Annotated in this window: 18 protein-coding genes; 10 read left to right on the top strand and 8 right to left on the bottom strand. The window is 68.0% G+C overall.

From position 1 onward, the window contains the following. Together JIP62_RS09790 and JIP62_RS09785 are read left to right on the top strand one after the other, a co-directional pair. Positions 1–1,032 carry a UbiA family prenyltransferase gene (locus JIP62_RS09790; RefSeq protein ID WP_201102006.1) on the top strand — a complete coding sequence of 344 codons (1,032 nt, stop codon included), beginning with the start codon at positions 1–3 and terminating at the stop codon, positions 1,030–1,032. A 249-nt stretch (positions 1,033–1,281) separates the two neighbouring features. After that, complete coding sequence (locus JIP62_RS09785; protein WP_201102005.1) at positions 1,282–2,124, top strand: DUF3298 and DUF4163 domain-containing protein; 843 nt, start codon at positions 1,282–1,284, stop codon at positions 2,122–2,124. Between the two features lie 6 nt (positions 2,125–2,130). On the opposite strand, the gene JIP62_RS09780 is transcribed toward JIP62_RS09785, so the two are convergent. Further along, complete coding sequence (locus tag JIP62_RS09780) at positions 2,131–2,337, bottom strand: hypothetical protein (protein ID WP_201102004.1); 207 nt, start codon at positions 2,335–2,337, stop codon at positions 2,131–2,133. A 219-nt stretch (positions 2,338–2,556) separates the two neighbouring features. Between JIP62_RS09780 and JIP62_RS09775 the strand changes: the two genes are divergently transcribed. The 4 genes from JIP62_RS09775 (at position 2,557) to JIP62_RS09760 (ending at position 7,962) form a co-directional block, all read left to right on the top strand. Further along, on the top strand, positions 2,557–5,304 hold the full coding sequence (locus tag JIP62_RS09775; RefSeq protein WP_230974720.1) for a hypothetical protein: 2,748 nt from the start codon (positions 2,557–2,559) through the stop codon (positions 5,302–5,304). A 112-nt stretch (positions 5,305–5,416) separates the two neighbouring features. After that, entirely contained in the window at positions 5,417–6,343 is a 927-nt protein-coding gene (locus JIP62_RS09770) for a sulfite exporter TauE/SafE family protein (RefSeq protein ID WP_201102003.1), read from the top strand. Next, positions 6,340–7,149 (top strand): TIGR02186 family protein, encoded by an 810-nt coding sequence (locus JIP62_RS09765; protein ID WP_201102002.1) that lies wholly within the window; start codon positions 6,340–6,342, stop codon positions 7,147–7,149. Before JIP62_RS09770 ends, JIP62_RS09765 begins: the two co-directional genes overlap by 4 nt. An 18-nt stretch (positions 7,150–7,167) precedes the next feature. Further along, positions 7,168–7,962 carry an exodeoxyribonuclease III gene (locus JIP62_RS09760; protein WP_201102001.1) on the top strand — a complete coding sequence of 265 codons (795 nt, stop codon included), beginning with the start codon at positions 7,168–7,170 and terminating at the stop codon, positions 7,960–7,962. Between the two features lies 1 nt (position 7,963). Here the strand turns inward: JIP62_RS09760 and JIP62_RS09755 are convergent, their stop codons facing one another. Further along, positions 7,964–9,385 (bottom strand): SLC13 family permease, encoded by a 1,422-nt coding sequence (locus tag JIP62_RS09755; RefSeq protein ID WP_201102000.1) that lies wholly within the window; start codon positions 9,383–9,385, stop codon positions 7,964–7,966. Positions 9,386–9,473: 88 nt separating this feature from the next. On the opposite strand from JIP62_RS09755, the gene JIP62_RS09750 reads away from it, so the two are divergent. Further along, the gene (locus JIP62_RS09750; RefSeq protein WP_201101999.1) at positions 9,474–10,316 is read left to right on the top strand and encodes a hypothetical protein; all 843 of its coding nucleotides are present in this window, start codon (positions 9,474–9,476) and stop codon (positions 10,314–10,316) included. A gap of 6 nt (positions 10,317–10,322) precedes the next feature. On the opposite strand, the gene JIP62_RS09745 is transcribed toward JIP62_RS09750, so the two are convergent. Both JIP62_RS09745 and JIP62_RS09740 read right to left on the bottom strand, forming a co-directional pair. Then, positions 10,323–11,009, bottom strand: coding sequence for a response regulator transcription factor (locus JIP62_RS09745; protein ID WP_201101998.1), 687 nt, complete (start codon positions 11,007–11,009; stop codon positions 10,323–10,325). Between the two features lie 81 nt (positions 11,010–11,090). Further along, positions 11,091–11,783: a YggS family pyridoxal phosphate-dependent enzyme gene (locus JIP62_RS09740; RefSeq protein ID WP_201101997.1), complete on the bottom strand. Its 693-nt coding sequence runs from the start codon at positions 11,781–11,783 to the stop codon at positions 11,091–11,093. Between JIP62_RS09740 and JIP62_RS09735 the strand changes: the two genes are divergently transcribed. Together JIP62_RS09735 and JIP62_RS09730 are read left to right on the top strand one after the other, a co-directional pair. Continuing rightward, positions 11,782–12,420 carry a thiamine phosphate synthase gene (locus JIP62_RS09735; protein ID WP_201101996.1) on the top strand — a complete coding sequence of 213 codons (639 nt, stop codon included), beginning with the start codon at positions 11,782–11,784 and terminating at the stop codon, positions 12,418–12,420. The genes JIP62_RS09740 and JIP62_RS09735 overlap by 2 nt on opposite strands. Before the next feature lie 64 nt (positions 12,421–12,484). Further along, complete coding sequence (locus JIP62_RS09730; protein WP_201101995.1) at positions 12,485–13,744, top strand: UbiH/UbiF/VisC/COQ6 family ubiquinone biosynthesis hydroxylase; 1,260 nt, start codon at positions 12,485–12,487, stop codon at positions 13,742–13,744. Between the two features lie 42 nt (positions 13,745–13,786). On the opposite strand, the gene JIP62_RS09725 is transcribed toward JIP62_RS09730, so the two are convergent. The 4 genes from JIP62_RS09725 to JIP62_RS09710 all read right to left on the bottom strand — a co-directional run bounded on the left by JIP62_RS09725 (position 13,787) and on the right by JIP62_RS09710 (position 16,280). After that, complete coding sequence (locus JIP62_RS09725) at positions 13,787–13,981, bottom strand: Trm112 family protein (RefSeq protein WP_230974719.1); 195 nt, start codon at positions 13,979–13,981, stop codon at positions 13,787–13,789. Positions 13,982–14,095: 114 nt separating this feature from the next. Next, a complete protein-coding gene (locus tag JIP62_RS09720; RefSeq protein WP_201101993.1) occupies positions 14,096–14,755 on the bottom strand; it encodes an LON peptidase substrate-binding domain-containing protein in 660 nt (219 codons plus the stop codon). Positions 14,756–14,765: 10 nt separating this feature from the next. Next, positions 14,766–15,665, bottom strand: a complete 900-nt coding sequence (gene trxA / locus JIP62_RS09715) for a thioredoxin (protein ID WP_201101992.1) — start codon at positions 15,663–15,665, stop codon at positions 14,766–14,768. A 69-nt stretch (positions 15,666–15,734) separates the two neighbouring features. Then, complete coding sequence (locus JIP62_RS09710; RefSeq protein WP_201101991.1) at positions 15,735–16,280, bottom strand: prolyl-tRNA synthetase associated domain-containing protein; 546 nt, start codon at positions 16,278–16,280, stop codon at positions 15,735–15,737. 51 nt (positions 16,281–16,331) lie between these two features. Between JIP62_RS09710 and JIP62_RS09705 the strand changes: the two genes are divergently transcribed. Continuing rightward, positions 16,332–17,072 carry a DUF6065 family protein gene (locus JIP62_RS09705; RefSeq protein WP_201101990.1) on the top strand — a complete coding sequence of 247 codons (741 nt, stop codon included), beginning with the start codon at positions 16,332–16,334 and terminating at the stop codon, positions 17,070–17,072. Positions 17,073–17,080 lie beyond the last annotated feature (8 nt).

Genomic DNA, 17,080 nt, shown 5'->3' with positions numbered 1-17,080 from the left:
ATGTCGCATTCCCCCCTTCCCGACGCCGGATCGAACTGGGTCGACCGCCACGCCCCCGCCGGGCTCAAGCCCTGGCTGAAGCTGGGGCGGTTTGATCGGCCGATAGGGATCTGGCTGCTGCTGCTGCCCGGCTGGCAGGGCATTGCCCTGGCCCTGGCCCAGTATGGAGCCCGGCCGGACCTCTATGCCGCCTGGCTGTTCGTGGGCTTCGGCCTGGGTGCCTGCCTGATGCGGGCGGCGGGCTGTGCCTTCAACGACATCGTCGATCGGGACATTGATGCCCGGGTGGCCCGCACGGCGCTTCGGCCCATTCCGGCGGGCCTGATCTCGGTGAAACAGGCGTGGGCCTTCGTCATCGGATGTTCGCTGGGGGGACTGGCCATCCTGCTGACCCTGAATCTGACGGCGATCCTGCTGGGCGTCGGGTCGCTGGCGCTGGTAGCGGCCTATCCCTTCATGAAGCGGATCACCTGGTGGCCCCAGGCGTGGCTGGGCCTGACCTTCAACTGGGGCGCGCTGATGGGGTTCGCAGCCGCCCTGCCGCTGGCCGCGTCGGTCCTGCTGCCGCCCGACATGGCGGGGGAACTGCGCCCCTTCTGGTGGTCGCAAGGTGATGCGGCACACGAGGAGTTCGTGCTCGTCATGGCCTGGCAGGCCTATGTCCCGGCCCTGTTCCTCTACCTGGGCGGCGTGTTCTGGACCCTGGGCTACGACACCATCTATGCGCTGCAGGATATAGAGGACGATGCCATGGTCGGGGTGAAGTCCTCGGCCCGGCGACTGGGACCGCAGGTCCGGTCCGGCGTCCTCGGCTTCTATGTCCTGGCGATCATGTTCGCGGGCGGGGCCGGGCTGATGGCGGGTCTGGGGCCCATCTTCTGGCTGGGACTGGCTCTCTATGCCGGCCATCTGATCCGCCAGACAGTCCGGTTGCGGACCGATGATCCCGCCCTGGCGCTGACACTGTTCAAATCGAACCGGGAAGCGGGGCTGATCCTGCTGGCGGCCATTGCCCTGGGGGCCTTGGGCTAGGCCGGTGTCGACATTCAGCCCCTTTCGCATCCGGGCTTCTCTGTCACCGCCATTCCGGGGCTTGGCTCAGCCAAGAACCCGGAACCCGGGGGTCTGACGCAGGCCGCTGAAGATGCGCCTGGCGTTCGAGCGCTCCACCTGGGTTCCGGGTTCGCTCTGCGAGCGCCCCGGAATGACGGAACAGATGTGACTTTGGATTGGAGCTTGGCTCAAGTAGCGCGAAGCGTTGTAGCGCTCTAACATAGGCCCATGACCCGCATCGCCCGCGCCTTGATGATCTCCGCCGCCGCTGTCCTGGCCCTGTCGGCCTGTAATCGTGAGGCAGAGAAGGCCGAACGTCCCGCCGTGTCCGCCCCCGGCACGCCGGATGCCAAGATCACCCCGGCCGACGCCGCCGCGCCGCTGACCTTTGCCAACGCCACGCCCTATGCCTCGGTCAAACTGACCCTGCCCGAAGCGATCAAGCCCTATCCGGACCTGCATGCCCGCCTCTACGGCGAGGAGGTCAGCAAGCTGCGCCAGTTTGCGGAGGGGGCTCAGGCGGACCGAACCGAGGCGGGCGGTGACGAGGGCCTGCCCGCCTATGAGAAGACCGTCACCTTCGCGGCGGCGGGCGAAACCGGCAAGCTGTTCAGCCTCCAGCGGGTCGATTTTGACTATTCCGGCGGGGCCCACCCCAACACCCTGGCCACCGGCATCCTGTGGGACAAGGCGCTGAAGCGCCTGATCGGGGCTGGCGATCTGTTCCGCAAGGGGGCCGATCTGACGCCGCTGGACCAAGCCCTGTGCACCGCCGTCAATGCGGCCCGCCGCGTCCGTGTGCCCGATGCCCGCAGCATCAGCCTGAACGGCGGCGGAGACTTCACCTGCCCGCGCGCGGCCGATACGCCCTTTGTGCTCGCACCGGGCACGGTCGGTGGAAAGGCGGGGGGACTGGTCTTTCTGATCGGGCCCTATCAGGTCGGACCCTATGCGGAGGGATCCTATGAGATCGCCATTCCGCACGCGGTCTTCCACGCCCTGCTTGTGCCGGCCTATGCGGACGAGTTTGCGGGTCAGTTGACAAAGACCGGCGACCTCGGCGCGCGCTGACCGGCTTCAGGAGGTCCTGACCGGCGCACCCGCCAGGGTGCCCAGATGGATCAGGAACAGAAAGGCCAGGGCGGCCGACATCATCATGATGAACCGCCAGGGCATCAGCCGGGGCCCTCGCCGCAGGTCCGGCGGACGTGCCCCGCGCCAACCCGCAAACAGGGTCACCCCGACGGCAAGAACGAACAGGCTGAGCGTGACGGGCAGGGTCATGCGGCGCAGGTGGTCCCGCGCATCCGGTTTGGCAAGCGGCCAACCCTTGCCGACAGGTTAATCTTCACCGCGCGTTAACCACGTTTGGGCGACAAATCCGGCATCGCGACACGGTGTCCACAGGAACTTGGCCGGGCCGCAAGATATTGCGGTTAAGGGCGCGTTTACACGCTTGATCTGGATCAGGTAACGTCCAGCGAAAGGTCGGGAGGCGAATCAGTGAGCGCAGCCGCGCCGTGGAGCGTGAAGGGGATAGACCCCAAGGCTCGCGAGATCGCCAAGGACCTCGCCCGTCGTTCGGGCATGACGCTGGGCGACTGGCTGAATTCCATGATCCTTGAAGACGACGATGACGGGGTCATTCCCCTGCCGCGTCGCTCGCATGCCGCCGAAACCCATGAACGCCGCGGTCGCTCGCGGCGGCTGGATGACGCTTACGGCGACGATCAGGAACTGTGGCAGCGCCTGGCCGCCTCGGTGGACGCCATCGCTGGCCGGCTGGAGGCTGCCGAGCGCCGCTCGACCATCGCCATCCAGGGCGTCGATCAGGCCGTCAACGGCCTGGTGCGCCGCTTGGACGGACAGGAGAAGCAGGACTCCGTCGTGCTGCGCCGGATCGAGACCCTGTCCGACGAGCTGAAGGAGGGCCATCGCCGCCTCCGCCGCTTCGAACAGGAAACCGGTCCTGCGACGGCCGAATCCTTCGGCAAGGTCGAGACGACCCTGGGGGCCCTGGCCAGCCGCCTCTACGATATCGAAGAACGCCAGCGGGCGGGCGTGAACGAACTGCGCCAGCGGATGGACGCGGTCGAGGCCGTCGCCAAGGCTCAGCCCGCCCCCGGCCTGTCCGCCGAGGTTCTGTCCCACGTCGGCGCTCGCCTGGATTCGGCCCAGGCTCAGACGACCGAAGCCCTTCGCAGTCTGGAACGCTCCTTCGCTGGTCTGGACCAGCGGCTGCGCGCGACCGAGGGCCGGGTCGAGCCTGAGGGTGCCCGCGAGGCCGCCCGGTTCGAGAAGCTGGCAGAGACCCTGGCCCGTCAGGTCGACGCCAACCGCACCGAGATGATGCGGCGGCTGGATACGGCCGAGACCGAGGGGCGCATCGACCGGATCGAACGCGCCGTCCTGTCCATCGGCGATCAGATCAAGGCCTCCGAAAGGCGAGGTGCCCAGGCGGTCGAGGCCATGGGCCGCGAAGTCTTGCGGATCGCCCAGAACCTGAACGGCCGGATGAAGACGGTCGAGGCCGATGGCGCGACCCGGATGGCCCAGCTGTCGGGCGAACTCGCCGGCAAGATTGATCGCGAGATCGGCCGCCTGTCCCAAGGCCTGGATCAACGGTTGATATCGGCCGACGACCGCCACGCGCTGGCGATCGAGAAACTGGGCGGTGAGATCACCCGCATCTCCGACCGGCTGAGCGACCGGATTGCTCAGTCCGAGCGCAAATCGGCCCAGGCCCTCGACGAGATCGGCAAGAAATTGGCCGAAGGGTCCGAGCGCATCGAGCAGCGCTACGACCGCGCCTCGGGTGAACTGGCCGAGCGGATGCGCCTATCCGAGGAACGGACGGCCCGCCTGCTGGCCGAGGCCAAGGAAAGCCTGGAACGCCGCGCCGAAGCGGCGACGGTTCGTGACGCCCCCCTGGACGGGCCGCTGGCCGTGCCCGCTGCGCCGATCAACCCTGCGGCCGCCCCGGCCCAGGCCGACTGGCGTGCGGCTGCCTTCCCCGGCGAGTCCTTTGACGATGGCTGGTCCGACGACGGCATGGGCCTGGAGGCGCCGGTCCCGATCGAGCAGGAGCCGGCTCCCTTCCCGACGGCCTTCCCGGCCGCCGCCGCAGCCCCCCCGCCGCAGATCGTCCATCCGGCACCCGTCCCGCCCGCATTCGACCCGGCCGAGACTCCCGCCACGCCGCAGCCCTTCGGAAGCCGCACCCGGTTCGGCGGGGCGGACGTCTCCGATGCCCTGGCGGCAACCCGGCCCGACGCCTTCGACTCCCAGCCCTTCGATGCGGGGATCGACGACTATGCCGCCGAGACCGATTTCGTGGACGAGCGGACCCTTCGCGCCGCCGCCACCGCCGGACGGGCCGCTTCCTCGACGCGCCAGACGATCGACGCCGCCCGTGCGGCCATGGCCCCTGCTGCCCCCGAAGAGGCCCCGCGTTCCGGCTTCGGCCTGAAGAAGGGCGGAAAGTCCAAGCTGCAGGAACGGCTGGACCGCCAGGCCCGCAAGGAAGGCTCCACTGTCCGCAAGGCGCTGGGTGCCTCGGCGGTCGCCGCCGTCCTCACCAGCGGGGCCTATGCCTATGCGGAGCTTACCGGCCAGAGCCTGCCCTTCCCCGGCCTTGATGAGCCCGCGCCCGGTTCCGCCCAACCGACGCCGATCGCCGCCCTGGCCATCGCCCCGGCAGAGGCCGTGCCCGCCGGCGAAGCCGAAGGCCTGTTCATCCAGGCGCTGGAACAGCTGGACGCCGGAAACACGGCCGGTCTCGCTGATCTGGAGCGTGCCGCCGAACTGGGCCATGTTCCGGCTCAGCTGCATCTGGCGGGTCTGTATCAGACCGGCGACAGCGGCGTGCCGACCGATGCCGTGGCCAGCCGCCGCTGGGCGCGCCGCGCTGCCGAGAGCGGCGACGCCAAGGGCATGCACGCCTATGGCATGTATCTGTTCGACGGTGTCGGCGGTCCGCGCAATCGCGCCGAGGCCATGACCTGGCTGCTGAAGGCGGCGAACCTGGGCCTGATCGACAGTCAGTACAATGTCGCCCGCCTCTATGAGAACGGCGACGAGGGCATTCCGATCAACCGGACCGACGCCCTGCGCTGGTATCTGATCGCGGCCCGGTCCGGCGATCCCGATGCCCAGGAGGCCGTGACCCGGCTGACGCCCCAGACGCCCGCCGCGGCCCAACGATCGGCCCGCGCCGCCGCCGAAGCCTTTACGGTCGAGCCCCTGGCCTGACCTGATCAAAGATCCCATCGCGTGCAAGGCATGGTTCCGGGCGCGTAATCGGGCTAGACCCCTCGGGTGCCCTCCGGCGCCTTGACTTTGTATCCAGCCAGGGCTGCGTCCTTTGGATCTCTATCTGCCGATCGCCGAGGTTTCGGTGAACTGGCCGTCCCTGGTTCTGCTGGGTGCGGTGGTAGGCTTCGTGTCCGGCCTGTTCGGGATCGGCGGCGGCTTTCTGATGGCCCCCATCCTGGTCTTCATGGGTATTCCGCCGACCGTGGCCGTGGCCAGCCAGGCCAGCCACGTCGTCGCCTCGTCCACCTCCGGCGTGATCAGCTATTCCGGCCAGGGCGGGGTGGACTTCCGCCTGGGCGGCATCATGGCCCTGGGCGGGGCGGTCGGTGCCCTGGCGGGGGTGGAGCTGTTCCGATATCTGCGCCTGCTGGGTCAGGCCGATCTGGTGGTGGCGGTCTCCTATCTCGTGTTTCTGGGTGCCATCGGCACTCTGATGCTGAAGGAAAGCCTGACCGCCATCCTGCATCGCAAACAGGGCCGTCCCGCGCCGCGCCGCGACCGCCGCCGGCCGCTGTGGCTGTACGGCCTGCCGTTCAAGATGCGGTTTCCGCGCTCTGGTCTCTATATCAGCGTCATTCCCCCCCTGGCGCTCGGGGCTTTCGTCGGGGTGCTGTCGGCCATCATGGGCGTGGGCGGCGGCTTCATCCTGATCCCGGCCATGCTCTACATCCTGCGGATGAAGGCCGGGGCCGTGGTCGGGACCAGCCTGTTCCAGATCATCATCACCACCGCCATCACCACCGTACTTCAGGCCGGCCGGAACCAGACGGTCGACGTCGTCCTGTCGACCCTCCTGCTGGTCGGAGGCGTGGTCGGTGCCCAGTATGGCGCGCGGCTATCGGGCCGGTTCCGCGCCGAGGAAATGCGCGCAGCCCTGGGGATGATCGTGCTGCTGGTCGGCATCCAGATGGGGCTGGAGCTGTTCGTGCGGCCCTCCGATCCATTCGAGGTCGCACCCGGGATCGCGAACGGATGATGCAGGCCCTTCCTCCGCCGCCCCCGGCTGTCAGCGCCCCGCCACCCGAGCGCTCGGTCGGAACCCAGGACGAGGTCCGCGTCGCCGCCGCCCTGACCGATGCGAGGGTCCGGGTCGATTCCAGCTTCAGCGGCGCCTCGATCGTCCTGTACGGGGCAGTGTTCAACCCGGGCGACACCCCGGCGGACGTAGTCGTGGTGGTGCGCGGCCCCGAGGCCCCCGTCCGCCTGGTCCAGAAGACCCGCACCTTCGGCATTTGGTTGAACAGCCGCCCGGTCCTTTTCGAGGGCGCGCCCGGCTTCTACATGACCGCCTCGACACGGCCCCTGTCGGACATCGCCAACTTCGGCGAGCTGCGCCGCCTGGGCGTTGGGGTCGATCACCTGCGGATCGCCGCGCCGGAAGAACGGCGCACCGTCACCCGCTACGGCGTGCGCGATGTCGTAGTCAGCCGCCTGGGCGAGGACTATCTGGACTGGCGCCGGGCCGTGATCCGTCTGAAGGAGGCGACCGCCCTTTACGACACCGATCCGGACGGGGTCTCCTTCGTTGACCGCGGCCTGTTCCGGGCCGAGATCGAACTGCCGGCCGTGGCCCCGACGGGTCAGTATTTCGCCGAGGTCTGGCTGTTTCAGGAAGGGCAGCCGGTCTCGGTTTCCAACCTGACGCTGACGGTCGAAAAAGTCGGCATAGAACGCGACATCTATGAGTTCGCCCACCGCCGCCCCTGGACCTATGGCGTGCTCTGCGTCCTTCTGGCCGGGCTGATGGGCTATGTTGGTTCGCGGGTGTTCCGCCGCAGCTAGGCCGTCTAGAGGAAGGCCATGCTTCGTCTCGCCACCTGGAACATCAACTCTGTCCGCCTGCGCATCGATCAGGTTGCCCGTTTCGTGGAACAGGCCCGGATCGACGTCCTGCTGTTGCAGGAGATCAAATGCCTGGAGGACCAGTTTCCCCGCGCCGCCTTCCAGGCCATGGGCCTGCCCCATCTGAAGATCGGGGGTCAGAAAGGGTGGCACGGCGTGGCCATCGCCAGCCGCCAGCCGTTCACCGAAGCCCCCGTGCTGGAGGTCTGCCGCGAGCGCCACGCCCGCTGCGTCGGGGTGATGGTCGAAGGGATCGAGATCCAGAACTTCTATATTCCAGCGGGCGGGGACCTGCCCGACCGGGCGCTGAACGCCAAATTCGATCACAAGATGGACTTCTATGAGCGGCTGACCGCAGAGGTCGCGCGCCGGGATCGGTCGGCTCCCCTGCTGCTGGCCGGAGACTTCAATATCGCGCCCGGCGAAAACGACGTCTGGAACCACCGGTATATGTCCAAGGTGGTCAGCCACACGCCGATCGAGGTCGAGACCCTGACCCGGCTACAGGCGACCGGCGGCTTTGCCGATGTGGTCCGCGACGCCCACCCCGATCCTCAGAAACTGGCCAGCTGGTGGAGCTATCGCGCCCAGGACTTCCGCAAATCCAACCGGGGTCTGCGGCTGGACCATATCTGGACGTCGCCGGGCCTGACCCCCGCCGTTATCCCGCACAGCGCGACCATTCACGACATGGTCCGCGAATGGACCCAGCCCAGTGATCACTGCCCGATCACGGTCGACCTGGATCTCTAGCTCAGAACGGGAAGAAGATCGGGATCGCCACCATGGCCGCCACCCAGGTCACCAGGTTCAGCGGCACACCCACCCGCACGAAATCCATGTAGCTGTAGTTGCCCATCTGAAAGACCAGCACATTGGTCTGATAGCCGAAGGGCGTGGCAAAGGCCGCCGAGGCCGCCATCATCACTCCGACCAGGAAGGGGCGCGGATCGACCCCGAAACTCTCGGCGATGGCCACGGCAATGGGCGTGATCAGGACCGCCACCGTCGCATTGGACAGCAGCTCGGTCGCGAACAGGGTCACCCCATAAAGGACGAACAAAGCCCCCAGCGGGCCCAGGGGCCGGATGATGTCGATCAGCCGCTCGGCCCCGGTGGCCGCCAGGCCCGTCACCTCGATGGCCGTGCCGATGACGACCATGCCGGCGATCAGCAGCAGGATCTCTGGCCTCAGACCGGCATAGGCCTCTTCCGGCGTGATGACTTTCAGCAGGATCAGCGCCACGGCCCCGGCAAAGGCCGAGGCCGCGATCGGGGCCAGACCCAGGCCCGCCGCCGCGATGACGGCCAGGAAGATGGTCAGGGCAATCAGGGCGCGGCGCAGGTCGAACGGCCGGTCTGCGGCCCCGAACAGCGCCACGTCCCCCAGGTGCGCATCGCCCGATCCGTCCTCATGGGTGCGGGCCTCGCCCAGCCGGGGCAGACGGAAGGGCAGGCGCAGCCGCTTGCGCGCCAGCCGCCGGGCTTCGGCCTCCGCCTCGGCCTTGCGACGATCTTCTTCCAGCTGGGCCAGACGGGCCGCCTCGGCCTCGTCCTGGGCGACGGAGCGACCCAGCTGCCGTGCTCCCACGAAATAAAGCCAGGCCGCGCCCGCAAACGCGATCACCAGCCCGACGGGGGTAATCTCGAACAGGCCGAAGACCGGCTGGCCCGCATTGCGCGCCATGTCGTTGACCAGAAGATTGGTCGAGGTGCCGATCAGGGTCAGCAGCCCGCCCAGAACAGTGACGTGGCTGAGCGGCATCAGGAACCGCTTCGGCGACAGCTTCAAAGAGGTTGCGACGTCGCGGATGACTGGCGCAGCCAGCACCACCACGGGGGTATTGTTCAGGAATCCACCGACCGACCCGCAAAGGCCGATCACGATCCAGATTCCCCGGGCGCCGATTCGCGCCGCCAGCGCCGTTGCCTGACGAATGATCAGGCCCAGCAGGCCGGACAGTTCAATGGCATAGGCAATCACGAACAGACCGGCCAGGGCGATGACTGCGGGGCTGGCAAAGGCGCCCTGCACCTCGACCGGTCTCACAACCCCCATCAGCAGCAGGGCCGCCGCGCCGCTGAGGGCGACGACATCGGCCCTGACCCGGCCGTGGACCAGCACCCCGACCACCGTCACCAGAACCGCCAGGGCAGCAATCTGTTCGAAACTCATTGGCCCTGAAAACCCTGCCTGTCCTCTGAGGTCAACCATTGAGGCCATGGAGGTCGCCAGTCCAGTCCGCCGATGCTAGGCTAGGTCCATGGTTGACCGGAACGTGAACGCCCGACCCGCCTTCGTTGCCTTGGCCCTTGGTGCGATCTTGGCCCTGAACGCCTGCGATCGTCCCGCCGAGAAGGCGCAGAACGTCCCTCCGCCTGCCCCGCAGGTCGTCCCGGCCCCACTTCCGACCCTCACGGCACCCACGCTGGGCCGCCTCGATTTCATCCAGGCCAAGGCCCGCGCCGCCGATCGCCAGTCCGCCGGCCTGACGACCCCGGCCGGGCCCGATGCCCTTGTTGGACGCAGTTTCTCGATCGTCCTGCCGTTCGGCTGTTCCGGGCCCCTACCCGCCGAGGCCCCGGCCAGTGGACGCCCGGGCCGGCCCGAGGCCCGCTGGGCCGCTGACGGCCGCGCGATCACCCTCAGCCTGACCGCTGCGGACTGGGTAGCCGCTTCTCCGGTTGGGGACATGCCCGAGGCGTGGGAAGCGATCGACGGCGTCTGGATCGAGCGGCCCTGGATCACGCAGGACTCCTGCCCGGTCCGGTCTGAGCCGGTGGCGGGCCCAGCCTCGCTGCCCGAGCCGCCCTCTGTCGGGCTGGCAGTGGTTTTCGGCGCCGAGGATTCGCGGCTGGGCCGGCGGAACGGCCGACCCTATCTGCACACGGTCCGGGCGGAAGGAGAGGCCATTCTGATCCCGCCGCCTGCCGGATGGCGTGTGCGACTGGAAGGGCGTGTCGTCGGCTATCCGGACGGCCAGGCCTTTCACTGTCGTTCGGGCGGGATCGACACGCGGCCGGTCTGTGTCGCCGCGGTCCAGTTGGACCGCGTCGCCTTCGAGGACGCCGCAGGGGTCATCCTCAGCGAGTGGCGACCGGGCTAGCGGCGCCTACGGCTGAAGCCTGTAGCCGCCTGCGTCGGTGACCAGGATCCGCGCCGCACCGGGCTCGGGCTCGATCTTCTGGCGCAGGCGATAGATGTGGGTTTCCAGGGTGTGGGTCGTGACCCCGGCGTTATAGCCCCAGACCTCTGCCAGCAGCTCCTCGCGCGACACGGCCTTGGCCCCGGCGCGATAGAGGTATTTCAGGATGTTGGTCTCTTTCTCGGTCAGCCGGATCTTCTTGGCCTTGTCGTCCATCAGCATCTTGGAGGCCGGGCGAAACTCATAGGGACCGATGCGGAAGACCGCGTCCTCGGACTGTTCGTGGCTGCGCAGATGCGCCCGGATGCGGGCCAGCAGCACGGCGAAGCGGAAGGGCTTGGTGATATAGTCGTTGGCCCCCGCATCCAGTCCCAGGATGGTGTCAGAATCCCCGTCCTGAGCGGTCAGCATGATGATCGGCGTCGAGACCCCGGCCTTGCGCATCAGGCGGCAGGCCTCGCGCCCGTCCATGTCGGGCAGGTCGACGTCCAGCAGGATCAGGTCAGCCCGGCTCTCGCGGCCCAGACGCACGCCGTCGGTGGCATTGGAGGCCTGAATCTGGCGAAACTCTTCGTGCAGGGCCAGTTGCTCCCCCAGCGCCTCGCGCAGGTCGTCGTCGTCGTCGATGATCAATATGGTCTTGGGCGTGGGCATGAGCAGACAATGGCGAGGCTTTGTGTCCACGCCAAGGGTCAGCGTGGCATTTCAGGGTCGAACCTGACCGCAGAATCGCCTTCAGGCCGGTTTTCGTTCCCCGAAAAGGGCCGTGCCCAGCCGCACATGGGTCGCCCCATGGCAAATAGCCGCTTCGAAATCGCCGCTCATCCCCATCGACAGCACGCTGAGGCCGTTGCTCGCCGCGATCGACGCCAGAAGCTGGAAATGGGTCGCGGGGTCCTGATCGGCCGGCGGAATGCACATCAGCCCCTCCACGATCAGCCCGTGGCGATCACGCGCCGACGCGATCAGGGCATCGGCCTGGTCCGGCAGAACGCCTGCCTTCTGGGGCTCGGCCCCGGTATTCACCTGGATCAGGACCCGCGGAATGCGACCCTGGTGCCGACCCGCCTCGGCCAGGGCGGCGGCCAGTTTTTCGCGATCCAGGGTCTCGATCACGTCGAACAGGGCCACGGCCTGGTCCGCCTTGTTCGACTGCAGCGCGCCGATCAGCCGCAGCTCCAGCCCGCTCCGGTCGCGCTCCTGCCATCGCGCCTGCGCCTCCTGCACCCGGTTCTCGCCGAACACCCTCAGCCCGGCCGCCAGGGCCGCATTGATCGCCTCGGGGGGCTGGGTCTTGGATACGGCGGTCAGCACAACCTTGGCGCGGTCCCGGCCGCAAGCCTGACAGGCAGCGGTGATGCGAGCGTCGATCGCGGCCAGCCGATCAACCATGGACGCGGTCGCAGGGACGGGGGATGAAGAGGTCATGACGATGTCTCCCGACGCCGACCGCCTTTGGCGGACCGCCCAGGCTCTAAACCGCGCCGCTGCGGCTGTCAGCCCGCCCGCCGGTCGCCTGCCGCCGCTGCTGTTCCTGACCGATCCGCAGCGCACGCCCGAGCCCTGGATCACGGCCGCTGCCCTGCCGCCCGGTGCCGGGATCGTCTATCGCCACTTCGGCGCTGGGGATCGCCAGGCGGTTGCCGAGCGTCTGCGGCGTGTGACGACGGCCTCCGGTGTGCGACTGCTGATCGGTCAGGATGCCCGCCTGGCCGAGGCGGTGGCCGCCGACGGAGTCCATCTGCCGGAACGCGATCTGGGTCTGGCCGCCCTGCTGCGCGTGACCCGTCCCGACTGGCTGCTGACCGGGGCCGTGCATGGGCGGGACGGGCTGTCCGGGGCCCAAGGGCTGGATGCCCTGATCCTGTCGCCTGTGTTTCAGGCCGGTGGATTGTCCGCCGACAAGGCCCCGCTGACGGTGGAAGGCTTTGCCGATGGGGTCGGTGCCGCTCGCCTGCCGGTCTATGCCCTGGGCGGGATCGACGCCGACAATGCCGAGGCCTTGATCGGCAGCGGGGCCTGCGGGATCGTCGGGGTGGACGGGGTCCGGCGCGCCTTCGGCTGAAGCTGGCGAGAACTGCGACCGCGCCGCCTCTGGACGCCGGGCGGCGACGGCGCGACAAGCGGGCATGATCGCGAGCGCTTCTCCCTCCTATGACGTCATCATCGTCGGTGCCGGCCTGACGGGCGGGGCCCTGGCCCTGGCGGCGGCCCAGGGCGGGCTCAGGGTCGTGTTGATCGACCCCCAGCCGTTCGACGTCCAGCTGGCCCCGACGTTCGACGGCCGTTCGACGGCCATCGCCTTTTCCACCTTCCGGATGCTGGATGCCCTGGGCCTGGGCGAGGCCCTGCGGCCCCATGCCTGCCGGATGGACCGGATCCTGGTCACCGATGGGCGCAGGCCCGGTGCCGCGACCCCGCCCCCTCATTCCGCCTGGCTGAGGTTCGATGCCGATGAAATCGGCGAACGCACGGGCGGAGAGCCGCTGGGCTATATGGTCGAGAACCGCCGTATCCGCGTGGCCTTGGCTCAGAAGCTGTCGGAGGTCGGCATAGAGATTCGCGCACCGGCCACTGCGGTCGATGTCGCCGTCGGTGCCGGCCGCGCGACGGTCACCCTGTCCGATGGCACACAGCTGACAGCCCCGCTGGTCGTGGGAGCCGAGGGTCGGGGGTCACGGGTGCGCGCCGCCGCCGGGATCGAAACCCTGGGCTGGTCCTATGGCCAGAGCGGCGTGGTCGCCACCGTCGGCCTGGGTCGCGACCACGGCAATGTGGCGCACGAACATTTCCTGCCGGGCGGGCCGTTCGCCATCCTGCCTCTGACCGAACAGCGTGCCAGCCTGGTCTGGACCGAGACCACCCGCCGGGGCGAAGCGCTGCGCGACGCCTCGGACGCGGCCTTTCACGCCCATCTGATGCGGCGGTTCGGCGACTTCCTCGAGGATGTCACGGTTCAAGGACCCCGCTTCGTCTATCCGCTGTCACTCAGCCTGGCAGAGCGGATGACCGCCCCGCGCATCGCCCTGATCGGCGATGCGGCCCATGCCGTCCATCCGGTCGCTGGCCAGGGACTGAACATGGGCCTGAAGGATGTCGCCGCCCTGACAGAGGTCCTGACCGATGCCGTTCGCCTGGGCGAAGACATCGGATCGGAGATCGTTCTGGATCGCTATGCCCGGTGGCGCCGGTTCGACAATACGGTGCTGGCGGCGGGCTTCGACGGTTTCGTCCGGCTGTTCTCCAGCGATATCCCACCTGTGAGACTGGCTCGCGATCTGGGCATGGCGGTGGTCAATCGCGTGCCGGCCCTTCGCCGCGCCTTCATGCAGGAGGCAGGCGGTGCCAGCGGCGACCTGCCGAGGTTGCTCAGAGGCGAGGCCCTATAACCGTCTCCTCCCCAGCGCTGCGGGACAGGAGGCGACAGGGGCTCAATCCAGCGTCCGCGCCTCTTCGGGCAGCATGATCGGAACGCCCTCGCGAATGGGGTAGGCCAGCTTGGCCCCCTTGGACACCAGCTCACCGGTCTTGCGGTCCAGCGTCAGCTTGCCGCGCGTGACCGGGCAGACCAGCACCTCCAACAGGCGCGGATCGACCGAAACGGGGGTGTTGAAGGTGTCGCTCAAGTCAGGTGTCCAGACGCGAAAGGGTAAACGGGGTCGGCGAGCCTGGGGCGGGCCAGAACATGGCATCGACACCGTCCCGCGCTCACATCCTGGCTCACTAGCACTGTTAGCCGCCTACTGCATCGATGGCGGCGTGTCGCCATCGCCGCGCTCGGCAGCGTCGATGCGCAGCAGGGCGGTCAGCGCCTCGGCCCGGTCGGTCAGGGTCCGGGCTTCCAGCAGCGCCTGTTTCTCTGCCGGATCGAAAGGCAGGGCCATCGACAGGCTGTTGATCAGGGCCTCGGACGGTGCGCTGCGAGCGGTGTCCCAGTCGATCTCCAGCCCCCGGCTCTCCAGATAGACCCTCAACGCCTCCATGAAGCCTTCCCGCTCGAACGGCGCATCGGCTTGCGGTGTCGTGAGGTCCAGCTCGAAGGGCGCAAAGTCGGCCCGCGCCTGGCGATAGGGCGAGGGTCCGGGCATCTCTGCTGCCAGCCGGAACCGGCAAACCCCGGTCAGGGTGATCAGATACCGCCCGTCGGACGTCTCGGCGAAGCTGGTGATCCGCCCGGCACATCCCACCGGCGACAGCGTCGGCTGGGTCGGGTCGCCACCGGTCGACTGGACCATGCCGATGATGCGGTCACCCGCCATCGCATCGTCGATCATGTTCAGATAGCGCGGCTCGAAGATGTTCAGCGGCAGCTGGCCCCGGGGCAGGATAATGGCCCCGGGCAGGGGAAAGACCGGAATGACCTGCGGAAGGTCGGCCGCCTTCACATATCCCTGGGCCATGGCGTGATCCTCAGGCGAACAGGATGGAGGACAGGCGGCGGCGCCCGTCACGGGCAATTTCCGATGTGCCGCCGGCCGCCTCGAAAACGGTCAGCAACTGTTTGCGCGCGGCCTGATCGTTCCACTCCCGGTCTGCCGCCACGATCTTCAGCAGGCTGTCGACAGCCCCCTTCAGATCGCCCGAGGCGGCCTGGGCCAGGGACAGGTCGTAGCGGGCCTGATGGTCCGACGGGTCGGCCGCGACGCGGGCGGACAGCTCGTCCGTCGGACCGGCCGGTGCCGTCGCCGACAGGGCCAGCTGGGCCCGCACGCTGACCACCGAAGGCTCGGTCGAGCCGGGCGGGGCCATGGCGATGGTCTGGCGCGCCTGATCGGCATCGCCGCCCGCCAGATAGACCCGCGCCATGCCGGCGATGGCCTTCTGGTTGTCGGGTTCGATCGACAGGATATGGGCAAAGGCTTGGGCGGCACCGCCGAAGTCGCTCAGTCCCAGCGATTCCTCACCCAGTTGCAGCAGTTGTTCGACGTCGGAATTGACGCCCGCGCCGCCAGTCAGCTTTTCGATGAAGGCCTTGATCTGGCTTTCGGGCACTGCGCCCTGGAACCCGTCGACCGGCTGGCCGTCGACGAAGGCATAGACGGTGGGGATGGACTGCACCCGCAACTGGCCCGCATAGGCCGGGTTCTTGTCGACATCGATCTTGACCAGTTTGACCGCGCCGCCCGCAGCCCGCACCGCCTTCTCCAGCGCCGGGGTCAGCTGACGACAGGGGCCGCACCAGGTGGCCCAGAAATCGACGATGACCGGCTGGGTCTTGGAGGCCTCGACCACATCGGCCATGAATCCGGCGTCGGACCCGTCCTTGATCAGGTCGGCGGGCGGGGCAAGGTTGGGATCGGCAAAGGTCATGGGCGGTCCATCAAGACAGGAAGGGCAGGAAACGCGACAGTCGTCAGATGGTCGCGCCAGGCCGAAGACTCAAGCGCCCATGAAGTCGACCACCTGCGGTTCGCGGTCGATCAGGCCAAGGAACCGGCGGAAATCGGCCTGGGCCAGGGCCGTGGTGGCGGTATTGGTCAGGGGATGGAAGTTGACGATGTCCGCCGCCCATAGCCGGGCATCCAGTACGAACCGGACCCGGCGCTCCGTATCATTGATCAGTCCCAGTGCTGTGACAGAGCCCGGCCGCACCCCCAGGGTCTCGAGCATCAGGCCCTCATTGCCGAACGACAGCCGGTCCGAACCCATCAGGGCGGGGGCCCGCTTCAGATCGATCACCGTGTCCTGGGCCGCCGAGATCAGCCAAAGCTGAGCCTTCTTGTCCTTCAAAAACAGGTTCTTGGTGTGCAGGCCGGGCAGGGCCGCCTTCAGCTCCAGCCCTTCCTCGACCCGGAATACCGCCGGGTGGTCGTGGGTCGTGTGCGCGATGCCGTGCTCGGCCATCCAGGCCAGCAGGCTGTCGCGGTCGTGTGACGGAGGCGTCAGGGACGGCGTCGTCGGGGAAGGGGCGGCTTGAGCGGACATGGGCGACCGGGCTAGGGGTAGGACCTGTCGATAGACGATAGGAGCAGGGCGTTGGAACTGGAATGCTATCCTATGACGGCGACGCCACCGGACATGGTGCCGGGCCGCCAGTCGCGAAACTGGATGGACGCCTTCGCCAGCCGGCATCCCTATCGCTGCCTGCCGCTCAGCATGGCCAACACCACCGGCTGGGAGATCCTGTGCCCGGTCGGTTTTTCGGCCGAATGGAACGGCGGCCCGCGCCAGGAAGACATCGTCATCAAGGCCGACCGTCCGACGCCGGACCTGCACCATCTGGTGACGTCGCATTTCTCACGCGGCGTTCTGACCATGCATCCGCAGTATCTGTTCCGCACACCGCCGGGCTGGTCGATGATGTGTTCGGGGTCGCCCAATCATGTGAAGGATGGAATTCAGCCTCTGGTCGGGCTGATCGAGACCGACTGGCTGCCCTTCCCGTTCACCATGAACTGGATCTTCACCCGGCCCGGCCGCATCACCTTTGAACGGGGCGAGCCGTTCTGCTTCATCACCCTGGTCGAGGCCAAGAAGATGGAGGCCTTCCAGCCCGTGGTCCGTTCGCTGGAGTCCAACCCCGGCATGAAGGGTCAGTTCGAGGCCTGGAACCGTCAGCGGACCGATTTCAACAACCGGCTTGCCTCCGGCGATCCCGAGGCGGCCAAGGAGGCGTGGCAGCGCTTCTACTTCAAGGGCGAACTGCCCGAAGACATGGGCACGGCCCCCGCAACCCACGCCAACCGACGCCGGATGAAGAACATCCGGATCGGCTGACGCAGAGT

This window comes from Brevundimonas vitisensis, from assembly GCF_016656965.1.
Lineage (GTDB): Bacteria > Pseudomonadota > Alphaproteobacteria > Caulobacterales > Caulobacteraceae > Brevundimonas > Brevundimonas vitisensis.
The sequence above is the reverse complement of the archived record's forward strand: the minus strand, read 5'-3'. Positions and strand labels throughout refer to the sequence as shown.

Coding starts and splice junctions, on each gene's coding strand:
- trxA (WP_201101992.1), bottom strand. CDS start 15,665: ATGACCTTTGCCGATCCCAACCTTGCCCCGCCCGCCGACCTGATCAAG.
- JIP62_RS09730 (WP_201101995.1), top strand. CDS start 12,485: ATGATCGCGAGCGCTTCTCCCTCCTATGACGTCATCATCGTCGGTGCC.
- JIP62_RS09745 (WP_201101998.1), bottom strand. CDS start 11,009: ATGCCCACGCCCAAGACCATATTGATCATCGACGACGACGACGACCTG.
- JIP62_RS09765 (WP_201102002.1), top strand. CDS start 6,340: ATGATGCAGGCCCTTCCTCCGCCGCCCCCGGCTGTCAGCGCCCCGCCA.
- JIP62_RS09750 (WP_201101999.1), top strand. CDS start 9,474: ATGGTTGACCGGAACGTGAACGCCCGACCCGCCTTCGTTGCCTTGGCC.
- JIP62_RS09755 (WP_201102000.1), bottom strand. CDS start 9,385: ATGAGTTTCGAACAGATTGCTGCCCTGGCGGTTCTGGTGACGGTGGTC.
- JIP62_RS09710 (WP_201101991.1), bottom strand. CDS start 16,280: ATGTCCGCTCAAGCCGCCCCTTCCCCGACGACGCCGTCCCTGACGCCT.
- JIP62_RS09735 (WP_201101996.1), top strand. CDS start 11,782: ATGACGATGTCTCCCGACGCCGACCGCCTTTGGCGGACCGCCCAGGCT.
- JIP62_RS09720 (WP_201101993.1), bottom strand. CDS start 14,755: ATGGCCCAGGGATATGTGAAGGCGGCCGACCTTCCGCAGGTCATTCCG.
- JIP62_RS09785 (WP_201102005.1), top strand. CDS start 1,282: ATGACCCGCATCGCCCGCGCCTTGATGATCTCCGCCGCCGCTGTCCTG.
- JIP62_RS09760 (WP_201102001.1), top strand. CDS start 7,168: ATGCTTCGTCTCGCCACCTGGAACATCAACTCTGTCCGCCTGCGCATC.
- JIP62_RS09740 (WP_201101997.1), bottom strand. CDS start 11,783: ATGACCTCTTCATCCCCCGTCCCTGCGACCGCGTCCATGGTTGATCGG.
- JIP62_RS09790 (WP_201102006.1), top strand. CDS start 1: ATGTCGCATTCCCCCCTTCCCGACGCCGGATCGAACTGGGTCGACCGC.
- JIP62_RS09780 (WP_201102004.1), bottom strand. CDS start 2,337: ATGACCCTGCCCGTCACGCTCAGCCTGTTCGTTCTTGCCGTCGGGGTG.